This is a genomic window from Streptomyces sp. NPDC001204, assembly GCF_053598035.1.
The window spans coordinates 50,878-67,104 of record NZ_JBSFJL010000020.1 but is presented as its reverse complement, the minus strand read 5'-3'; the positions used below and the strand labels follow the sequence as shown (position 1 = coordinate 67,104).

Sequence of the window (16,227 nt, the reverse complement as noted above, 5' to 3'; positions counted from 1 at the left end):
ATGCATGCCAAAAACATGCCGCGGACCGTATCCTTGTGCGGTGAGCACTCATGCCTCCCCCTCCTTGACCGAGCGCCGCAAGGCCGCCACGCAGCTCGAGATCGCGCACGCGGCGATGGAGCTGTTCGCCACGCGAGGCCCGCAGGGCACGACGGCCGAGGAGATCGCTCGGCGCGCGGGGATCGCGCTGCGGACCTTCTACCGGTATTTCCGCTCCAAGGAAGACGCCGTGAGCCCGCTGCTCGCGAACGGAGGCGACCGCTGGCGGGCGCTCCTCGAGGCCACGGAGCCGGGGACGCCACTCCCCCGTGCGCTGAGGTCCGCCGTCGAGCAGGCGCTGCTCCCGCCGGACGAGGAGGCCACCCAGGCACTGCTGCGCACACGCGGGCTCCTGCGGGCCGCGGCCGAGGACCCCGCGCTGCGAGCGGTCTGGTACCGGGTCAACCAGGAATCCGAGGAGCGGCTCGTCCCGGTGATCGCGCGGCTCTCGGGCGGGCACGCCGAGGACTTGGAGGTACGGCTCACCGCGGCCGCCGCCACCGACGCGATCCGGATCGCCCTGGAGACATGGGCGGGCACGGAGGCCGGAGTCGAGGGACCCGGCTCCCCCGCCGACCTCGCGGTCCGGTGCCTGCGCCAATTCGGCCACACGGCAGGATCGTTGGGGTCGGGGGACGAGGCGCCCGGTAACGGGTCGGGGGACCAGGGCGCTCGGTAACGAGATCGCGCGTGGTCGGCGGTGAAACAGGCCACGCCCGAAAGCCCCGGGCGACGCGTAAAGGAAGCGTTCAGGGAATCGGTGGCACGGTCTGGCCACATGACCTACGAAGCCTCCGAAACCACTGCGGCACCGGCGGTCGGCCTCGGCCACCGGATACGCTGGAACAAGGTGCCCGAAGTCACCGTCTACTTCTGGATCATCAAGGTGCTGTGCACGACGGTCGGTGAGACCGCGGCGGACCTGCTGAACGAGAAGGCCGGCCTCGGTCTCACCGGAGTGTCGGTTCTGATGAGCGCCCTGCTGGCCGTGGTGCTCGTGGCGCAGTTCCGCACCCGCGCCTACCGCGCGGGCGTGTACTGGCTCGCCGTGGCCCTGATCAGCGTCGTCGGCACGTTGATCAGCGACAACCTCACCGACAACATGGGAGTGCCGCTGGCGACGAGCACCACGGTGTTCGCCGTCGCCCTCGCGGTCGTGTTCGCCGTCTGGTACCGACGTGAGCGGACGCTGTCCATCCACCACGTCGACACCATGAGCCGTGAGTCCTTCTACTGGCTGGCCGTGCTCTTCACCTTCGCCCTCGGCACCGCCGCCGGCGACCTCGTCTCGGAGCGGATGAACCTCGGCTACTGGCTCTCCGCCGCGCTGTTCGCCCTCGCGATCGCCGCGGTTGCCGTGGCTCACTTCGCGCTCGGCCTGAACGCCGTGTGGAGTTTCTGGATCGCCTACATCCTGACCCGTCCGCTGGGTGCCTCGATCGGCGACTATCTCTCCCAGCCGAGCGCGGACGGCGGTCTCGGGCTGGGCACCGTCGTGACCAGCGCGCTCTTCCTGATGGTGATCCTCGGTCTGGTGGTCTACCTGTCGGCGACGCGCAGGGACGTGATCGATCCGGAGCGGAATGCGCGACAGATGACGTCCTGAAAGCGGCAGAGCGGGGCGTTCAGGTTGTTTTCATGATGTTCCTGCCATCGTGGGTGAGCCGGCCGTTTCCTCGCGGCCGGCTCACCCTGACAAGGCGCTCGTCCCTCCGGCACGGGCGCCCCGCTGTGGGACGGACAGGAGCACGGACGATGGAGCGACCCGAAGTCCTCACCGACCTCGACGTCGCGGGCACGCACCGCCCGGCGGCCGGTACGGCGAAGTCGGTGATGAAGAAACTGCCCGAGGTCACCCTCGCGTTCTGGATCATGAAGATCGCGGCGACCACCCTGGGGGAGACGGCCGGGGACCTCTTCGCGCAGACCCTGAAGCTGGGCTACTTCCTCACCACGATCGCCCTGTTCCTGGTCTTCGTGGTGACCCTGGTCGTCCAGCTGGGATCACGCCGCTACAACCCGTTCTTCTACTGGACCGTGATCCTGTCGACCAGCATGGCCGGCACCACGATGTCCGACTTCATGAACCGCGACGCCAGCGCGAAGTACCTTTCGGGCGGTGCCACGTCGCTCGGCTGGGGGCCGCAGGGCCTCGGACTCGGATACCCGGCGGGCGCGGCGATCCTCATCTCCCTCCTGCTGGTCATCTTCGCCGTCTGGAAGCTGTCCGGAATGACGTTCCAGATCCGCGACATCGTCACCTTTCGGGGTGAGGCGTTGTTCTGGTCGGCGATCCTCGTCTCCAACACGCTCGGCACCTCGATGGGCGACTTCCTCTCGGACAGCTCCGGGCTCGGCTACGCCGGTGGCGCGCTGCTCGTCACCGGCGCCCTGGCCGTCCTGGTGGCGCTGATGAAGGTGCCCGCGGTGCCGAACGTGCTTCTGTTCTGGATCGCGTTCGTCCTCACCCGCCCGCTGGGCGCCACCGCGGGGGACTTCCTCACCAAGCCGGTCGCCAAGGGCGGTCTGGACCTGGGCACGGCGGGTTCGTCGGCGGTGCTGCTGGCGATCCTGTTCGGCCTGATGGCCTGCGCCCAGGTGCGCGAGCGCAGGACCACCGCCTCGGCGACCGGGGCGGAAACGGTCAGCCGGTCGGCACGCTGACCGTGAACCGCGCCCCGGGCACGTGTTCGGGGTCGTGGGACACCTCGCCGCCGACGGCACGCGCGAGGCGCCGGGCCAGCGGCAGTCCCAGTCCCGCGCCGTCGTGCCCGTCGGCACGGTCGGCGCGCCGTCCGGGCTGGAAGAGCTCGGCCACGAAGGCGGCGGGTACGCCGGCGCCGTCGTCGATGACGTCGATGCGTACGGCCGCGGGTCCGCGACGCACGACGACGGTCACGCTGGAGTGCGCGTACCGAGCGGCATTGGCCAGCAGCGGACTGACGATCCGCTCCAGCAGGGCGGGTGCGATCCCCGCCGTCGGGTCCGGATCGGCCGACTCGACGGTGGCCCTCACGCCCGCCGGCGTTCCGAGCTGCTGGATCAGGCCGCGCAGAACGGACACGACGTCCACGGTGCCGGGGACCTCCGAGGGATCCATGGCGTTTTCGCGGGCCTCGTTCAGCAGGGTGTCGCAGATGGTGCGCATGGACTGCGCAGCCTCGTCCATCACCTCATGGGTGGCTCGGGTCTCGGCGGCCGAGCGCGGCCGGGACCGCCACCAGTCGAGCTCGATGATGATGCGGCTGAGCGGGGTGCGCAGTTCGTGGGACAGCTCTGCGGTGAGCTGTCGCTCGTGGCGCAGCACCGCCCGTATGCGGTCCAGCAGCGCGTCCAGCGAGGCACCGAGCCGGGCGAGTTCGGCGGGCCGCTCCACGACGCCGAAGCGGTCGTCGGAGGCCACGGCGCTCCACTGGGTGGCCTGGTCGGTCATCGTACGCACCGGACGCAGCGCTCTGCCGACGGCCAGGCGCGTCAGCGCGTAGGTGCACGCGAGCATGACGGCGTCCAGGGTCAGTGACGCCAGTAGCAGGGTGTCGGCCGAACTTCGGTAGGGGGCGAGGTTCAGTGCGGTGACCACAATGGCGGCGGCGTGGCGGCCGGGTACGGGCTGGGAGCACAGCCGGACGTTCTCGGCGGGGACGGTCGCGCAGGCGCGCCTTCCCACGGCCGCGAGGTGTACGGCGGCTCTGGTCAGGGTGCTGTGGGCCGTGGTGGCGGGCGGCTGTTCGAGCAGCCGTGTCCCGGCGTAGATCCACACGTTCGTGTCGAGCAGCTGGTCGTTGGCGGTTTCCACGACGCGTACCCGGGGGCCACTGGTGTCGACGGTCGTGGCGACTGCGGCGGCCCGGGTCCGCAGCTCGTCGTCCGCCTGGTGCTGGAGGTGCCGGCTCGTCGCGGCGTTGAAGGCCACGGTCAAGACGGTCATCAGGAGCGCGGCGGTGGTCAGGGCCACGAGCGAGAGCCGGCCGCGCAGCGTGCGCGGAGCCAGACGGCCCAGCAGCCGTTTCATGACAGCCGGTGTCCGATCCCGCGGGCCGTACCGATGGTCAGGCCGCTGCCGGCCGTCCGCAGCTTGCGCCGCAACCGGGTCAGGTACTGGTCCAGGGTGTTGTCGCTGACCTGTGCGCCCGCCGGCCAGGCCGCCCGGACCAGGTCACGACGGCGGACGATGCTTCCGCCCGCGGCGACCAGGGCGGCCAGCAGGCGGAACTCGGTCGGGGACATGGCGACGTCGGCGCCGCGCACGGTCACGCTGTGCTCGACCGCGTCCAGGACCAGCTCTCCGGCCGTGGCGGGAGGCGGCGGCCCGGCGCGTTTGAGGGCCGCGCGCAGGCGGGCGACCAGCTCGGCGAGGTGGAACGGTTTGGGCAGGTAGTCGTCGCCTCCGGCGGAGAACCCGGCCAGCCGGTCGGTGAGCTGGTGGCGGGCGGTGAGGAAGACGATCGGGGCGCGGAACCCGTTGGCGCGCATCGCCTGGCACACGTCCCGGCCGTCCGCGTCGGGCAGCCCGATGTCGAGGACGGCGGCGCAGACATCCTCCGAGACCAGGCGCAGGGCGGTGGCGCCGTCGGCGGCGCAGACGGGGTCGAAGTCCTCGTCGGACAGGCTGCGGCGCAGGACGTCGCGCAGGGCGTGGTCGTCTTCGACGACCAGGATCTTGCGGCGCATGCTCCTCCGTTCTCCGGTGCCCTTTTCCTCGTGGTCGGCCTGGCACGCGCCACGGCCGACTACAACCTCGTAGACGGTCTACCGCACTGTAGACGACGAAAGGGCGGCAAGGCTGCTGGGGGCCACCGGTGGTCACGGAGCGCGTCGACGTCGTGACGGCGCCGGTCGCGGGTGTCGAGGAAGCGGGGCAGGGCCCGGGGCGGACCGCCCGGCTGGTCGGGAGCGTCTTGCTAGCCGGCCGGTCGGGAGCGTCGCCCGCGGGGCCTGGCCCGTCGGCCGGTCAGAGTCACTTGATGACGGCGACGGCGATCAGCGCGCCGAGCCTGCCGAGGACTGCGACACCTGCGGCGATCTTCACCCCGGCGGGCTGCGCCTCCCGCGCCGCCGCCGGGCGGCACACGCCCGGCGAAGGTGATCGGCCACCGCCGGCAGCGGCAGTTCTCACTCGTGGGGTACGACGGCCAGCGGGCAACGGACGTGATGGACGGCGGCGTGGGTGACGGGGCCGATGCGCGGAACCGTCGGCCGCTCGGACAGGCGGCGGCCGACGACGAGGAGGCTGGCCGCGGAGGCGGCCCGCACCAGCACCGTGGAGGCCTTGCCCTCCACAACGGTCTCCAGGACCTCGGTGTCGCGGTACTTGTCACGCCACACCCTCAGCAGCGCGGACAGGAAGTCCCGCCATTCCTCGGCCTGCGCGGGATCGTTGATCAGACCGATGTCCCCAGGGCCGAGGCTGATCGCGGAAGGCGGCTGCCAGGCGTACACGACACGCAGCCGGGCGTGCCGGAGGCGGGCCGCCTCGAACGCGAACTCGATCACCTCGTCGCAGGCATCGGCGAGGTCGATGCCGAGCACCACGTCGCGGAAGCCGGTGCCGGTGGACGGGCTGCCGTCGTCGGCCGGGAAGTGCTCGTCCTCGGCCTCCTCCCCCGCCCGTACGAGCACCACGGGGCGCGGGGCCATGGCGACCACCCCCTGGGCGACCGAGCCGACGAGGACTCCCGTGAAGCCGCTGAGGCCTCGTGAGCCCAGCACCAGCAGTTCGGCCTGCTCGGTGGCCTTCAGCAAGGCCGCGGTCGCCGGGCCTTCGACCTGCTCGTCGGTGAGGCGCACGTCGGGTACGGAGCCACGGATGTGCTCCTCGGCCTGCCGCAAGGTGCGACGCGCCAGTTGCCGCTGCGCGGCGTTCGCGGGTTCGCTCTCCGTCTGCCTACGGGTCCAGTTCCTGGCATGCACCATTCGCAGCGGTCGGTCGCGACGCACCGCCTCACGGGCGGCCCACTCGACGGCGGCCAGACTCTCGGCAGATCCGTCCACTCCGACGATGACGGGCGACAGCATGGTGCGCACCTCCTGAACTCGGTCTGCTCGGTCTGCTCGTTACTGTCAGTGTCTTCCCACGATCACTCGGTGGATATGGGCTGCAAGGACTCCCGCAGGCCCATTCGGCCCCTGAGCCGGACCTGAAGGGGGCGCCATGATGGGTGGCGTGAGGCCGGGTTGCTCCTGCCCCCGAGAGGCGGATCGCCATGAACCGTGTCATCGTCGCCCGCGCGAACGGGACGGGCCGCGGTCGTGCGGCCGTCGGCTGGGCGACGCGCGAGGCGTCGCTGCGCGGTCTGCCGCTCGAGGTGGTGTACGGCTCACCGCCCGACGGCCTGAGCGCCGCGGCGGTGCTCGTGCTGGGCCTGTCCACGGAGCAGGACGACACCGCCGGCCCGGCACAGATCGCGCTTGTGGCGACCTCCGCCTGCCCGGTGGTGCTGGTTCCGGACGATCGCACCCCCTCGCGGTTCCGGTGCACCACCCCTCCCACGTCGCCCTTGGGCTGAACGCCCGTCACCCGGTGGAGCGGGCCGTCGGCTTCGCCTTCGACGCCGCCCGGCTACGGGATGTGCGGCTGCACGCCGTGCATGCCTGGGAACTGCCCGCCTGTGCCGCCGAGTTGCCCTTCACCGTTCCCGAGGAGGACCGCGCCATCTGGGAGGACCACGAGTACGACTCCTGGCCCACACGCTGCGGCCATGGCGGCTGAAGTACCCCCGGGTACCGGTGCTCGAGGACGTCCTGCCGCTCAGCCCCACCGAGGCCTTGGCCCATCACTGAGGGCGCCGCGCTGGTCGTCGTGGGACGCGGCGCCGGTATGAGCCCGGACGCCGTACAGGCCCTGCTGTGCGAGAGCCTGTGCCCGGTCGCCGTCGTGCCGTGAGATCGTCGCGCCCGGTCACGCGGAAGCGGAGAGCTGTTGGCGCACCCATTCAGGATCGGGATTGGTGTGCGGCCGGCCCGCCACGACGACAGTCGGCACGGTCTCATTGCCGTCGTTGGCCGCTCTCACCGCTGCCGCTCCGGCCGGGTCACGCCAGATGTCGACCCAGTACAACTGGTGGGCGCTGCGGCCCAACCGAAGGCGCAGGCGCAGACAGTACGTGCAACCCGACCGCCAGAAGACGATCGGCCGACCGTCGACCGCGCTGCGCTGCTGTGCCTCCAGAGCACCGATCGACCGTGGGAAGATCAGAGGCGAGTTCACCCCTGCGAGCAGCACAAACACCAACAGGAGTGCTGCGGCTGCGCCAGGACGCCCCTGGAGGGTCAGCTCAGTCGCAACGACTGAGCCGCAGAGCAAGGACAACATCGGCAGAATCCACGCGCGCGTCATGACGACGCAGACTACCGATACGTCCAACACGGGAAGACGCTGTCACCTCAGCGGCCTGAAGGTGATCGGCAGCGGCGCAGACAGGCCGTGGCTAGGTCACCTTTGACTGCCAGGGACGGTATGCCCGGAACAACGCGTGCCCCCCATCGCCCTCCGGGATGAACTCCTCGTGTTCGACCACCAGACCGGCCTGCGTGATCCACTCACGGTTGGTGGCAGCATCCACGTGGCTCCACCACATCGGAGCACCACCCCCGAGCCAGTTCTCCTCGGTTCCGGTCCATTCGCCGTGTCCCATGGTGGCCACGAAGCAACCTCCCGGGCGCAGCCACTCAGCGATCTTCCGAAGCAGGGGTGGCTGCTCGGTCAGCGGAACGTGGATCAGGGCGAAGAAGGAGACGACGGCGTCGAAGGACGCGGCGTCAAAGGACGCAGTCGTGGCATCGGCACGGATGAACTCCGCCTGGGGTACCTGCTCCCGGGCCCGCCGGATCTGCACCTCGCTGATGTCGATTCCGGTAACCCGGTAGCCGGCGGCAGCCAGTGTGCGTGCGACCGGCACCCCGCTTCCGCAGCCCACGTCCAGCACCGTTCCACCGGTCGGCACCCGTCCGCAGAGGTCAACGAGCAGTGAGTGGTACTTCGTCTCGGCGCCGTACGCCTCGTCGTAACGCAAAGACACAACGTCGTACCCGCGCCGGACGATGTCCTTGGGATCTGTGGCGTCCACGCACGAGACGCTAGTCATGAGCGCAATGCACCGCGAACGAATATCGCGACACAGAGGAGTTCAGGTGTCAACTGACCGTCAGTCCATGAACCTTGAGGCCTACACGACCCGCGCGCGAAGCGGGCCGTGCTTCGTCTGCTCGTTCCTGGCCGGGGATCCGGGCTACGGGCACGAGACGGTCTTCGAGGACCGGGACCACGTGGCGTTCCTCGACCGGTGGCCCACCGTGCCGGGGAAGGTGCTCGTCGCGCCGAAGGCGCACATCGAGCACGTCGTCCGCGACCTGGACGAGGCGGCCTACCTTCGGCTCATGCGGGTCGTCCGCGAGGTCGCCCTGGCCGTCGAGGGCGTCTTCCGGTCCGAGCGGACGTACCTGTACTCCCTCGGCAGTCAGAAGGGCAACGCCCACCTCCACTGGCACATCGCCGCCCTGCCGGCCGGTGTCCCCTACGAGCGGCAGCAGTTCCACGCCCTGATGACCGAGAACGGGGTCCTGCCCGTGTCCCCGCAGGAGGCGGCCGAAACGGCCGCGCGCCTCCGGGCGGCCATTGCCGCCCGGGGCGTGCTTCGCATGCCGCAGGCACCCGGAAGCGTCTGACCACGCCGACGAGGGTGGGCGTCAGTCGTGGGCGACCACGGCGACGGGGGCGGCGGCGTGGTGCAGGACCGCGTGAGTCACGGGGCCGAGGCGGGTGCCGAAGGTGGCCCGGCGGATGCGCCGGCCGACGACGACCAGGGATGCCTCGTGGGAGGCCTCGATCAGGAGGAGCGACGGGCTGCCGAAGTGGGGCTGCTCGACGACCTCCACACCGGGGAACTTCTGCCGCCAGGGGCGCAGCACCTCGGTCACGGCGGCGGCGTCGGCCTTCGCCATCTCCCGCTCGACCGCGGGTTCCAGGCCCATGCCGTAGGCGTAGTAGGGCGGCGGGTTCCAGCCGTGCACGACGCGCAGCGGCACGTTCCGGCGCGCGGCGGCGTCGAAGGCGAACGCGAGCAGCGCCTCGTCGGGGCCGGCGGCGTCGAGCCCGAGGACGACGGGGCGGGCGGCGGCCGCGGTGGACGGCTTGCCTGCCTCGTCCGAGTCGGGCTCGGTAGTGGTCCGCTCGCCGGCGCGGACCAGGACGACGGGCCGCTCGGTGGACGCCACCGCGGCGAGCCCGACCGAGCCGACCAGGAAGCCGCGGACCCCGCCCAGGCCGCGCGAGCCGAGGACGAGCAGTTCGGCGTCCCGCGCCGCGCGGGCGAGTGCCTCGGCGGGCTTTCCTGTGACGTGTGCCGTGGTCACCTCGACGCCGGGATGGCGCGACCGGAGTTCTTCGGCGGCCTCGCGCAGCACCCTCTCGGTCCAGTGCCGGTGGGTGTCGGCGCCCAGCAGTTGCGCCAGGGCCATGGGCTCCGGCACCGGCTCCCAGACCTGGAGGAGCTTCACCGGCAGTCCGCGCAGTCGCGCCTCACGGGCCGCCCACTCGGCGGCGGCGCGGCTCTCGGGCGAGCCGTCGAGACCCACGGTGATGGTGCGGGGCATGATCTCCACCTTCCAGTGTCGTGTTCAGGGAGTTCTGCGAGGCAGGGGGCCGCGGTCCTTCAGCGGAGCCTCAGATCCGTGCGGGGCCTGGCGCGACGGCCCCCGCGTTGCGGGACCGTCGCGGTGTGGGGTGGTCGCGTTGTGGTGCGGTCGCGCCGTGGGTATTTCAGCGCAGCCAGGTGTGATCGCGGACGATCAGCAGCCGCGCCCACAGACGGCCCAGGCCCCAGGTCGCGCCCGCGCCCGCTGCCGCCACGGCGACCAGGGCGACGGCGTAGATCAGGTGGTAGTCGGCGAACGGGTTCGTCGACATGCTCGGGGCTCCGTTCGACAGATGCCTCGCCGGTGGCCACTCGGCGATCCACATCAGCGCCATCATCGCCGTGCCCGCCACGGCAGCCGGCCGCAGCGCCACACCGGTCATGACGGCCACGCCGATGGCGAGCAGGCCCAGCATGAACAGCCAGTCCGCCCACGTCTGGCCGGCCCACGAGTGGAACGTCGACTCCATCGGCCCGACGGCGACGGAGCTGAGGAACCCCTTCGTCGGCGATCCGCCGTCGATCCAGCCCTTGCCGGACGCGGTCGCGTAACCGAGGCCGAAGACCTTGTCGAGGAACGCCCACAGGAAGACGAAACCGGTCAGGATGCGCAGGGATGCGAGGGTGTACGCCTGAGCGGCGGTATGCGTGTCGAGCTGTGCCGACGCGGCGGACGCGGAGGCGGTCCGGTTGCGGCGGAAGGCCGGCAGATGGATGCCCGGGCTCCGGTGCGACTGCTCGTCCACGGCCATGGTGGTGATCCCTTCGCGAGTGTCCGGTCCTTGTCCTTACGCTCCTCACTCTTGTCGCGGACGCCGCGCACCGCCGGATGCCGAAAGGCCACGACAGTTGGGCTGAAGGTCCCTTCTCGCAGGGCCAGTTGGCCGAGCACGTCACGAAAGCCCCGCGTGGGACCGTTTGGTTACGACGGCTTGACGGCCGGCGGTTCCGCGATCCCGATGAAATTCGCGGCGACGGTCCGGATGCGAACCGACCAGCCCAGCGCGATGAGGTCGTTCTCGAGGGTTCGGGCGTCGTGGAACACCTTCACGACGCGGTACCTGCTGCCGTCGTCGAGCCGGCGCGTCGCCGCGGGGACCGAGTGATCCGTGAGGACCTCCTCCTCGGCAGCCCCAGCCGGGCCGTCGTCGATGAAGATCGCTCTGCCGCCCGGCGCGAGCGCGGCCGCGACGAAGTTCCAGAAGTCGGGCAACCGCGTCGGCGGGACATGGGACAACCAGAAGGCGAAGAACACCGTGTCGTAGCGTCGCAGCGGCCGCCATTCGAACAGATCGGCCCGAACGAACCGGATGTTGTCGGACGCGGCTCGCGTCCGGGCGACGGCCAGTACCTCGGCCGCCGCGTCGACAGCCGTCACCGACCGCGCCCGTGCTGCGAGCACCGAGGTCCACTGGCCCGTTCCGCACGCCAGTTCCAGCACGTCTCCGGCAACCGGAAGCCCATCGGCGGCGGACAGCAACTCCCGCAGTTCCTCGCGTTCCACGTAGGGCCTGTCGTACTGGGCCGCACCGGCCCTGTAATAGGCCATCTGTTCGGCGAGAAGAGCGTCGTCATCGGCGGCCATGGCCCCGACCATACAGACGATCCCCCTCGCCGGTAATCCCATGCCGCCACCCGAGGACGAGCGTCAGTCCCGCGGCCAGTTGGCCCGGTTCGGGCTTCTCCGCGTCGCTCGGAGCCCGCCGTCCGGCGCCGACCAGCGACGCGTCCCTGGTCGAGGTGGAACTTCAGCGGCCACGGCTCCTCGTACGCGGCGGCCGGCCGGACGATCAGCGCGTCGAGCGGGTCGTCGCCGGTCGGCGGTGTCTCCGCGACGCTCCAGGGGTGAGCCGGCCGGGCCGGAAACGACGGACAGGACGACCGGTATCCGCATGATCACGTGCTGCTAGTCTGGCGATCTTCTGTAATCGGACAGTCACCGTACGAATGGAGTCAGTGGGCGGTGCGTTCAGCGCCGCCGGGGTTGGGGGACACATGCGCGAACTGCGTCCGTTGCAGGCTCTGGGGCTCTCCGCGACGGCGGAGGCCGTCTATCTCGTGCTCGTGGAACAGGGTCCGCAGAACTTGATCGAGCTCACCGAGCGGCCGCCGCTGGTCGGGTCGCCTCTCGAAAGCCTCCAGTACGCGGTGGCCGAACTCGGCGACATCGGTCTGGTCTCGCGCACGCGCGACAGGCTGACCGCCCAGCCGCCTCGCGCGATGCTGGAGGCCGTCGCCGAGCGACGCGCCCGCGAGGCCCGGATCGCCTACGACAGCGCGACGGTGCTGTCGCGGTTCTGGCTCGACCACACCGCGGGTTCGAGCTATGTCGAGGTCGTCGACACCTCCGGCAGACCCGAGGCGGTTCAACAGCGGGTTCACAGCGAGGCGTTGGCGGAGGTGCGCGCCCTGTCGATAGGGCCGGTGGGCGGAGGCGATCGGGTGCCCGAGGTCGGACCCGGAACGTTGGACGCACTGGACCGCGGGATCGCCTACCGGGTGGTGTACAGCGCCAACATCCTCCAGGACCCCAAGGCAATGGAGGTGGCGCACACATGTGTCGACCACGGGGAGCAGGCACGGGTCTTCCCCGACGTCGCACTGAACCTCCTGGTCTGCGACGACCGCTTCGCCGTGGTGTCCGTCACCGCGCCGGACCGCACCGGACACCACAGCGTCGTCGTCCAGCCGTCGGGTCTGCTGGACGGGTTGACCGGCGTCTTCGAGTCGTACTGGCGGATAGCCGTTCCACTCCCGCCGGCCGGTGAGGTCGTCGGGAGCGAGGCCAGTCCGATGAACGAGAGCCGCCAGCTCCTGAGTTACCTCAGTGCCGGGCTGACCGACGAGTCGATCGCCCGTGAGCTGGGGGTGAGTGAGCGGACCGTCGCCCGGCGCATCGCCCGCCTCCAGGAGATGCTCGGCGCCAAGACCCGGTTCCAGCTCGGTGTCCAGGCCAGCCGCCGCGGCTGGCTGTGAACCACGCCCCCTGTCGGAGCCGTGCACGTGGCGCGCGGGGCGGGCCGGTGTCCGATCCTGCCCGCCCCGCGCGGGGCTTCAGCCGCTCAGGCGGTCAACGCCGCTCCGTGGGACCGCAGTCGTCAGCCGGCGTCCGGCTTGACCAGGTCGGGGAGCTTGGCCTCGAACAGCTCGTCCAGCTTGAGCGAGGGCAGGATGTGCCCCTGGTTCGGCGCGTCGTTGGCCACGCCCGCCGCCCAACTGGAGGAGGCGAGCCGCTGGTTCGGCGTGCCGTGGTGGCCCGAGCTGGTGAAGCTGCAGTCGCCGACCTGGTAGAACGACTTCTCGGACTTGAGGAGGCGGGCGGCGTTCAGCGCCTCGCCGCGCGCGTGGGTCAGGTAGTACGTGCCGAACGCGTCGGCCATGAGCTCGGTACGGCGGGTGGCCTCCGGGCCCGCCAGGTCGCTCTCGAAGAGGTTGTTCTGGTACTGCACGTGGTGACCGAACTCGTGGCCCACGATGGCCCGAGGCGCGACATCGCCCAGACCCACCTCGGTCATGCCCTGCATGATGCCGTCACCCATGATGATCCGGTCCGAGATGCCGAGGGGATCCGGATCGTCCACCTCGCTGTAGGCGAAGGCGTTGAACGTGAAGATCGGGTTCGCGCCGCCCTGCAGTACGGGTTCCGAGTCGACCAGCTCGATGAACAGTTCGGCCAGGTCGAGGTTGTCCTCGGGCGTCCCGCCGTACAGCACGGCGAGCGTGCGCGCGAGCCGGTCGGGGCTGGAGAAGACGTCGGCCCCGTGCATGGGAATCAGCTCGATGCCCGCCGAGTCGATGTCCCAGAAGCGCTTGAGGTTCTTCATCTCGGCGGTGAGCTTGTGGGTGTACTCGCCGTTGACGCCGAAGGTGTTCGCCTTCGACTCCGAGCCGAAGATCAGCGCGTCGTAGGTCGGGAGATCGAAGCCGCCGAAGAGCTGGAGAATCAGGAGGGTGAACGGGTCCTCGACGCCGTCGAGGAGGGTGTTGGCGTACGTCGTCAGTTCGGTGCGCTGGCACTGGTAGTCGCCGGGGTTGATCGCACTGTCGCGGATCTCGCTCCACTGTGACTCGTTCAGGCCGTACTTGGCACGGGCCGCGTCGACGCGGGACTCCCAGTCGGCGGGCAGCTTGGCCAGAATCCTGTCAGCGAGGGCCTTGGTCTGCGGGGCCATCGCCGAGGTGTCGACGGCCGACTGCAGCGGCCGGCTCGCGACGGTCGTGGTCCCGGTCGTATCGGCGGCATGCGCGGGAAGCGCCATGCCAAAAGCACAGGTCGCGGCGATTGCCATGCTCGCCGCCACGGAAAGGGCCTTCTTCACGGGGACTCCTTCTTTGAGGTGCCTGGTGAGGCATCCGCGGGCGTCGCCCAGTCTGTAAGCCCAACTACCAATTGTTGAACGGTCGTTTACTGTCCGAAACCGGCATGTCTGGAACCGGACAGTCACCGCCCCTCGGTGCGGTGACGAACCCCGTCCCGACGAAGGTTTCGGTCCTGCGCCGCTGCTGTCACTCCCGGTCGGCGCGTCCCGCGTTCCGCATCCGGGCGAACGACGTGTCCAGGCCCCCCTTCAGCGCTCCTGCCAGGGGCCGCTCCACGCAGCGGTGGACCAGGTAGCTCAGCACCAGGAAGCAGGCGAGCAGCGAGGCGACCAGCAGCCGGGCGTCCATCGTGTCCCGCAGTCGGTTGATCAGCGTCGTACCGGCCGCGTAGTGCATCAGGTAGAGCGGGTAGGTCAAACTCCCGGCCGTGACCAGCCACTTCCAGCGGATGCGGTCGGTCAGACCGAGGGCGATGGCGATCATGACGAGCAGGAACACCGTGTACAGGAGCACGGCGCCCCGCCAGCTGGAGACGTGCTCGACCTCGTCGATGCGCTGCCCCAGCTCCCGCTGGCCCATGAGCCACGACATGGCCAGGATGCCCCACAGGAGCAGGTCCTGGCCGAAGCGGTGCATGAGGTAGAGCGCGAGGCCGGCGATGAAGTACCAGGCGGCGTCGGGGCCGGCGAGCAGATCGAGGAGGGGGAACGAGGCCACCGGCGCGAGCATCGCGGCGGCGCCCCACACACAGCAGAAGACAACGACCTTGCGGTACGTCAGCCCGGTGACCACCACCAGCAGGAAGAGCAGGTAGAAGCGGAGTTCCGCCCACAGGGTCCAGTACACGCCGTCCACGTTCTGCACGCCCGAACCGGACTGGAGCATGGTGAAGTTGAGCAGGACGTCACGCGGCCGCAGACGCTCCCAGACGCCCGGCAGGGCCGCCAGCACGGCCGTCGTGAACACGATCGCGAACCAGTACGCCGGGTAGAGCCGGATCACACGCGAGACGAAGAACTGGCGAGGAGTGCGGCCCCAGCACGACATGCAGATCACGAAGCCGCTGATCACGAAGAAGATCTCGACGCCGATCCAGCCGTACGTCGCGAAGTGGAACACCGTCGGCATGATGTCGGAGACAGGGCGGTCCCATATCGCGTTGCCCGGCTGGTCGACGCGGCGCGTGCCCGCGTAGTGGTGCACGGCGACCATCAGGGCGGCGAGCAGGCGGATGGCGTCGATGGCGTACAGGCGGGGGCCGGTTCGTACCGAAATGGCGGGCCCGCGCGGCCGGGTGGGCCGTGGCGGTCGGCCGGTCCCGGCCGCGATCCCCGGTACAGGTATGGACAATGTGCCCCGCGCGTCACGCATCGGCACTCAACCCCCCTTAGTAAGAACCACTGCTGGAAGATCACGGACGCCTCACGTTACGGGCCTCCCGGCCGCCCCCCGCCACAAAAGCGCAGAGGGTGAACCGAAGTTGCCGCGATGCTCACCGGGCCGATCCGAAGGGTTCTCCAAGACTTCAGGCGGAGCCCATCGGACCCGCGGCGCCGCAGACGCGGTCCAGGAACCAGTACAGGCCGATCGTGACGAAGGCTGTCGTCAGCGCGACCGCCACCCAGCGGGCCGCGGGTGTCCGGTGGACCAGGGTCAGCAAGGCGAAGACCACCGGAAGCCGCCACTTGCCGAACCTGTCCTCACCCTTTCCGAGGAGGTTGGCGGCCGCCACGACGATGATCGTCGCCGCGATGACCGGCTCGGCGAGGGCGCCGCGCACCTCCACCACTCCGAGCGCCGCCAGCAGGAACGTGACGCTGTGGATGCCGGAGAGTTCGGTCGCCAGGTCCAGTCCCTCGCCGCCGGTGAGCCGCCCCCAGCGCTTCTCCCGGTCCCGGCCGCGGCACCGCGTGTCCTCCGCACCGGGTCGGCGGCCGGCACGGGAGAAGCGCGCCGCGGGCCGGCTTCCGGCGCCGGGCGTTCGTGAGCCGGGACTGCACCTTGCAGACCTGCGCCTCGCCACCGACCGGCCGGATCGCCGCCGTCCGCGGGTCCCCCGATAGGACGCACCCCCGCTGTTACGAAGGCCATTCGGCCATTCGCGGGAGTCGAGGCGGCGAGACCGCCAGGAGCGTTACGAATCGTCAGCTGTTTTCCCCCAGATCGCGGGGCGGTTCGGGGCGGGGAGGGGGCTGGCGGCCCGCGCTCTCCCCGGATCGATGGTCCGTACAAGGGA

General features: G+C 70.4%; 18 protein-coding genes and 1 pseudogene. 7 read left to right on the top strand and 12 right to left on the bottom strand.

Going from position 1 to position 16,227, the window contains the following annotated elements:
• The first annotated feature begins 4 nt into the window (after nucleotides 1-4).
• The 3 genes from ACWC91_RS25665 (at nucleotide 5) to ACWC91_RS25655 (ending at nucleotide 2,703) form a co-directional block, all read left to right on the top strand.
• The gene (locus ACWC91_RS25665) at nucleotides 5-718 is read left to right on the top strand and encodes a TetR family transcriptional regulator (RefSeq protein WP_374113961.1); all 714 of its coding nucleotides are present in this window, start codon (nucleotides 5-7) and stop codon (nucleotides 716-718) included.
• A 99-nt stretch (nucleotides 719-817) separates the two neighbouring features.
• Nucleotides 818-1,645: a COG4705 family protein gene (locus ACWC91_RS25660; protein WP_225077146.1), complete on the top strand. Its 828-nt coding sequence runs from the start codon at nucleotides 818-820 to the stop codon at nucleotides 1,643-1,645.
• 149 nt (nucleotides 1,646-1,794) lie between these two features.
• Complete coding sequence (locus ACWC91_RS25655; RefSeq protein WP_225077147.1) at nucleotides 1,795-2,703, top strand: COG4705 family protein; 909 nt, start codon at nucleotides 1,795-1,797, stop codon at nucleotides 2,701-2,703.
• On the opposite strand, the gene ACWC91_RS25650 is transcribed toward ACWC91_RS25655, so the two are convergent.
• The 3 genes from ACWC91_RS25650 to ACWC91_RS25640 all read right to left on the bottom strand — a co-directional run bounded on the left by ACWC91_RS25650 (nucleotide 2,684) and on the right by ACWC91_RS25640 (nucleotide 6,054).
• Complete coding sequence (locus tag ACWC91_RS25650; protein WP_225077148.1) at nucleotides 2,684-4,051, bottom strand: sensor histidine kinase; 1,368 nt, start codon at nucleotides 4,049-4,051, stop codon at nucleotides 2,684-2,686. The two genes, ACWC91_RS25655 and ACWC91_RS25650, sit on opposite strands and share 20 nt — an antisense overlap.
• On the bottom strand, nucleotides 4,048-4,710 hold the full coding sequence (locus ACWC91_RS25645) for a response regulator transcription factor (protein ID WP_141367480.1): 663 nt from the start codon (nucleotides 4,708-4,710) through the stop codon (nucleotides 4,048-4,050). The genes ACWC91_RS25650 and ACWC91_RS25645 overlap by 4 nt, the downstream gene beginning before the upstream one ends.
• A 441-nt stretch (nucleotides 4,711-5,151) precedes the next feature.
• The gene (locus tag ACWC91_RS25640) at nucleotides 5,152-6,054 is read right to left on the bottom strand and encodes a universal stress protein (protein WP_450640468.1); all 903 of its coding nucleotides are present in this window, start codon (nucleotides 6,052-6,054) and stop codon (nucleotides 5,152-5,154) included.
• Between the two features lie 188 nt (nucleotides 6,055-6,242).
• On the opposite strand from ACWC91_RS25640, the gene ACWC91_RS25635 reads away from it, so the two are divergent.
• The gene (locus ACWC91_RS25635; RefSeq protein ID WP_450640469.1) at nucleotides 6,243-6,545 is read left to right on the top strand and encodes a hypothetical protein; all 303 of its coding nucleotides are present in this window, start codon (nucleotides 6,243-6,245) and stop codon (nucleotides 6,543-6,545) included.
• The gene (locus ACWC91_RS25630) at nucleotides 6,512-6,748 is read left to right on the top strand and encodes a hypothetical protein (protein ID WP_450726054.1); all 237 of its coding nucleotides are present in this window, start codon (nucleotides 6,512-6,514) and stop codon (nucleotides 6,746-6,748) included. The genes ACWC91_RS25635 and ACWC91_RS25630 overlap by 34 nt, the downstream gene beginning before the upstream one ends.
• A gap of 189 nt (nucleotides 6,749-6,937) precedes the next feature.
• Here the strand turns inward: ACWC91_RS25630 and ACWC91_RS25625 are convergent, their stop codons facing one another.
• Both ACWC91_RS25625 and ACWC91_RS25620 read right to left on the bottom strand, forming a co-directional pair.
• The gene (locus ACWC91_RS25625; protein WP_141367476.1) at nucleotides 6,938-7,375 is read right to left on the bottom strand and encodes a glutaredoxin domain-containing protein; all 438 of its coding nucleotides are present in this window, start codon (nucleotides 7,373-7,375) and stop codon (nucleotides 6,938-6,940) included.
• 91 nt (nucleotides 7,376-7,466) lie between these two features.
• Nucleotides 7,467-8,105, bottom strand: coding sequence for a class I SAM-dependent methyltransferase (locus ACWC91_RS25620; RefSeq protein WP_450640473.1), 639 nt, complete (start codon nucleotides 8,103-8,105; stop codon nucleotides 7,467-7,469).
• Between the two features lie 85 nt (nucleotides 8,106-8,190).
• On the opposite strand from ACWC91_RS25620, the gene ACWC91_RS25615 reads away from it, so the two are divergent.
• Complete coding sequence (locus ACWC91_RS25615) at nucleotides 8,191-8,703, top strand: HIT family protein (protein WP_225077153.1); 513 nt, start codon at nucleotides 8,191-8,193, stop codon at nucleotides 8,701-8,703.
• A 21-nt stretch (nucleotides 8,704-8,724) separates the two neighbouring features.
• Here ACWC91_RS25615 and ACWC91_RS25610 read toward each other — a convergent pair whose 3' ends face one another.
• From ACWC91_RS25610 to ACWC91_RS25595, 4 genes and pseudogenes are all read right to left on the bottom strand, one after another.
• Entirely contained in the window at nucleotides 8,725-9,630 is a 906-nt protein-coding gene (locus ACWC91_RS25610) for a universal stress protein (RefSeq protein WP_225077154.1), read from the bottom strand.
• 166 nt (nucleotides 9,631-9,796) lie between these two features.
• A complete protein-coding gene (locus tag ACWC91_RS25605; protein ID WP_450640475.1) occupies nucleotides 9,797-10,423 on the bottom strand; it encodes a hypothetical protein in 627 nt (208 codons plus the stop codon).
• A gap of 170 nt (nucleotides 10,424-10,593) precedes the next feature.
• Nucleotides 10,594-11,256 carry a class I SAM-dependent methyltransferase gene (locus ACWC91_RS25600; RefSeq protein ID WP_450640477.1) on the bottom strand — a complete coding sequence of 221 codons (663 nt, stop codon included), beginning with the start codon at nucleotides 11,254-11,256 and terminating at the stop codon, nucleotides 10,594-10,596.
• 128 nt (nucleotides 11,257-11,384) lie between these two features.
• A pseudogene (locus ACWC91_RS25595) lies at nucleotides 11,385-11,513 on the bottom strand (maleylpyruvate isomerase N-terminal domain-containing protein); the annotation flags it as partial.
• A gap of 153 nt (nucleotides 11,514-11,666) precedes the next feature.
• On the opposite strand from ACWC91_RS25595, the gene ACWC91_RS25590 reads away from it, so the two are divergent.
• Nucleotides 11,667-12,647, top strand: coding sequence for a helix-turn-helix transcriptional regulator (locus ACWC91_RS25590; protein WP_225077157.1), 981 nt, complete (start codon nucleotides 11,667-11,669; stop codon nucleotides 12,645-12,647).
• Nucleotides 12,648-12,769: 122 nt separating this feature from the next.
• Here the strand turns inward: ACWC91_RS25590 and ACWC91_RS25585 are convergent, their stop codons facing one another.
• The 3 genes from ACWC91_RS25585 to ACWC91_RS25575 form a co-directional block, all read right to left on the bottom strand.
• Nucleotides 12,770-13,990, bottom strand: coding sequence for a hypothetical protein (locus ACWC91_RS25585; RefSeq protein WP_450640479.1), 1,221 nt, complete (start codon nucleotides 13,988-13,990; stop codon nucleotides 12,770-12,772).
• A 187-nt stretch (nucleotides 13,991-14,177) separates the two neighbouring features.
• On the bottom strand, nucleotides 14,178-15,362 hold the full coding sequence (locus ACWC91_RS25580) for an acyltransferase family protein (RefSeq protein WP_225077159.1): 1,185 nt from the start codon (nucleotides 15,360-15,362) through the stop codon (nucleotides 14,178-14,180).
• Between the two features lie 154 nt (nucleotides 15,363-15,516).
• A complete protein-coding gene (locus ACWC91_RS25575; protein WP_450640481.1) occupies nucleotides 15,517-16,014 on the bottom strand; it encodes a HupE/UreJ family protein in 498 nt (165 codons plus the stop codon).
• Between the last annotated feature and the right edge of the window lie 213 nt (nucleotides 16,015-16,227).

What these genes read in the sequence shown, in the direction of transcription:
- ACWC91_RS25665 (WP_374113961.1), top strand. Translation starts at nt 5, where the DNA reads ATGCCAAAAACATGCCGCGGACCGTATCCTTGTGCGGTGAGCACTCAT.
- ACWC91_RS25660 (WP_225077146.1), top strand. Translation starts at nt 818, where the DNA reads ATGACCTACGAAGCCTCCGAAACCACTGCGGCACCGGCGGTCGGCCTC.
- ACWC91_RS25655 (WP_225077147.1), top strand. Translation starts at nt 1,795, where the DNA reads ATGGAGCGACCCGAAGTCCTCACCGACCTCGACGTCGCGGGCACGCAC.
- ACWC91_RS25650 (WP_225077148.1), bottom strand. Translation starts at nt 4,051, where the DNA reads ATGAAACGGCTGCTGGGCCGTCTGGCTCCGCGCACGCTGCGCGGCCGG.
- ACWC91_RS25645 (WP_141367480.1), bottom strand. Translation starts at nt 4,710, where the DNA reads ATGCGCCGCAAGATCCTGGTCGTCGAAGACGACCACGCCCTGCGCGAC.
- ACWC91_RS25640 (WP_450640468.1), bottom strand. Translation starts at nt 6,054, where the DNA reads ATGCTGTCGCCCGTCATCGTCGGAGTGGACGGATCTGCCGAGAGTCTG.
- ACWC91_RS25635 (WP_450640469.1), top strand. Translation starts at nt 6,243, where the DNA reads ATGAACCGTGTCATCGTCGCCCGCGCGAACGGGACGGGCCGCGGTCGT.
- ACWC91_RS25625 (WP_141367476.1), bottom strand. Translation starts at nt 7,375, where the DNA reads ATGACGCGCGCGTGGATTCTGCCGATGTTGTCCTTGCTCTGCGGCTCA.
- ACWC91_RS25615 (WP_225077153.1), top strand. Translation starts at nt 8,191, where the DNA reads ATGAACCTTGAGGCCTACACGACCCGCGCGCGAAGCGGGCCGTGCTTC.
- ACWC91_RS25610 (WP_225077154.1), bottom strand. Translation starts at nt 9,630, where the DNA reads ATGCCCCGCACCATCACCGTGGGTCTCGACGGCTCGCCCGAGAGCCGC.
- ACWC91_RS25605 (WP_450640475.1), bottom strand. Translation starts at nt 10,423, where the DNA reads ATGGCCGTGGACGAGCAGTCGCACCGGAGCCCGGGCATCCATCTGCCG.
- ACWC91_RS25600 (WP_450640477.1), bottom strand. Translation starts at nt 11,256, where the DNA reads ATGGCCGCCGATGACGACGCTCTTCTCGCCGAACAGATGGCCTATTAC.
- ACWC91_RS25590 (WP_225077157.1), top strand. Translation starts at nt 11,667, where the DNA reads ATGCGCGAACTGCGTCCGTTGCAGGCTCTGGGGCTCTCCGCGACGGCG.
- ACWC91_RS25580 (WP_225077159.1), bottom strand. Translation starts at nt 15,362, where the DNA reads ATGCGTGACGCGCGGGGCACATTGTCCATACCTGTACCGGGGATCGCG.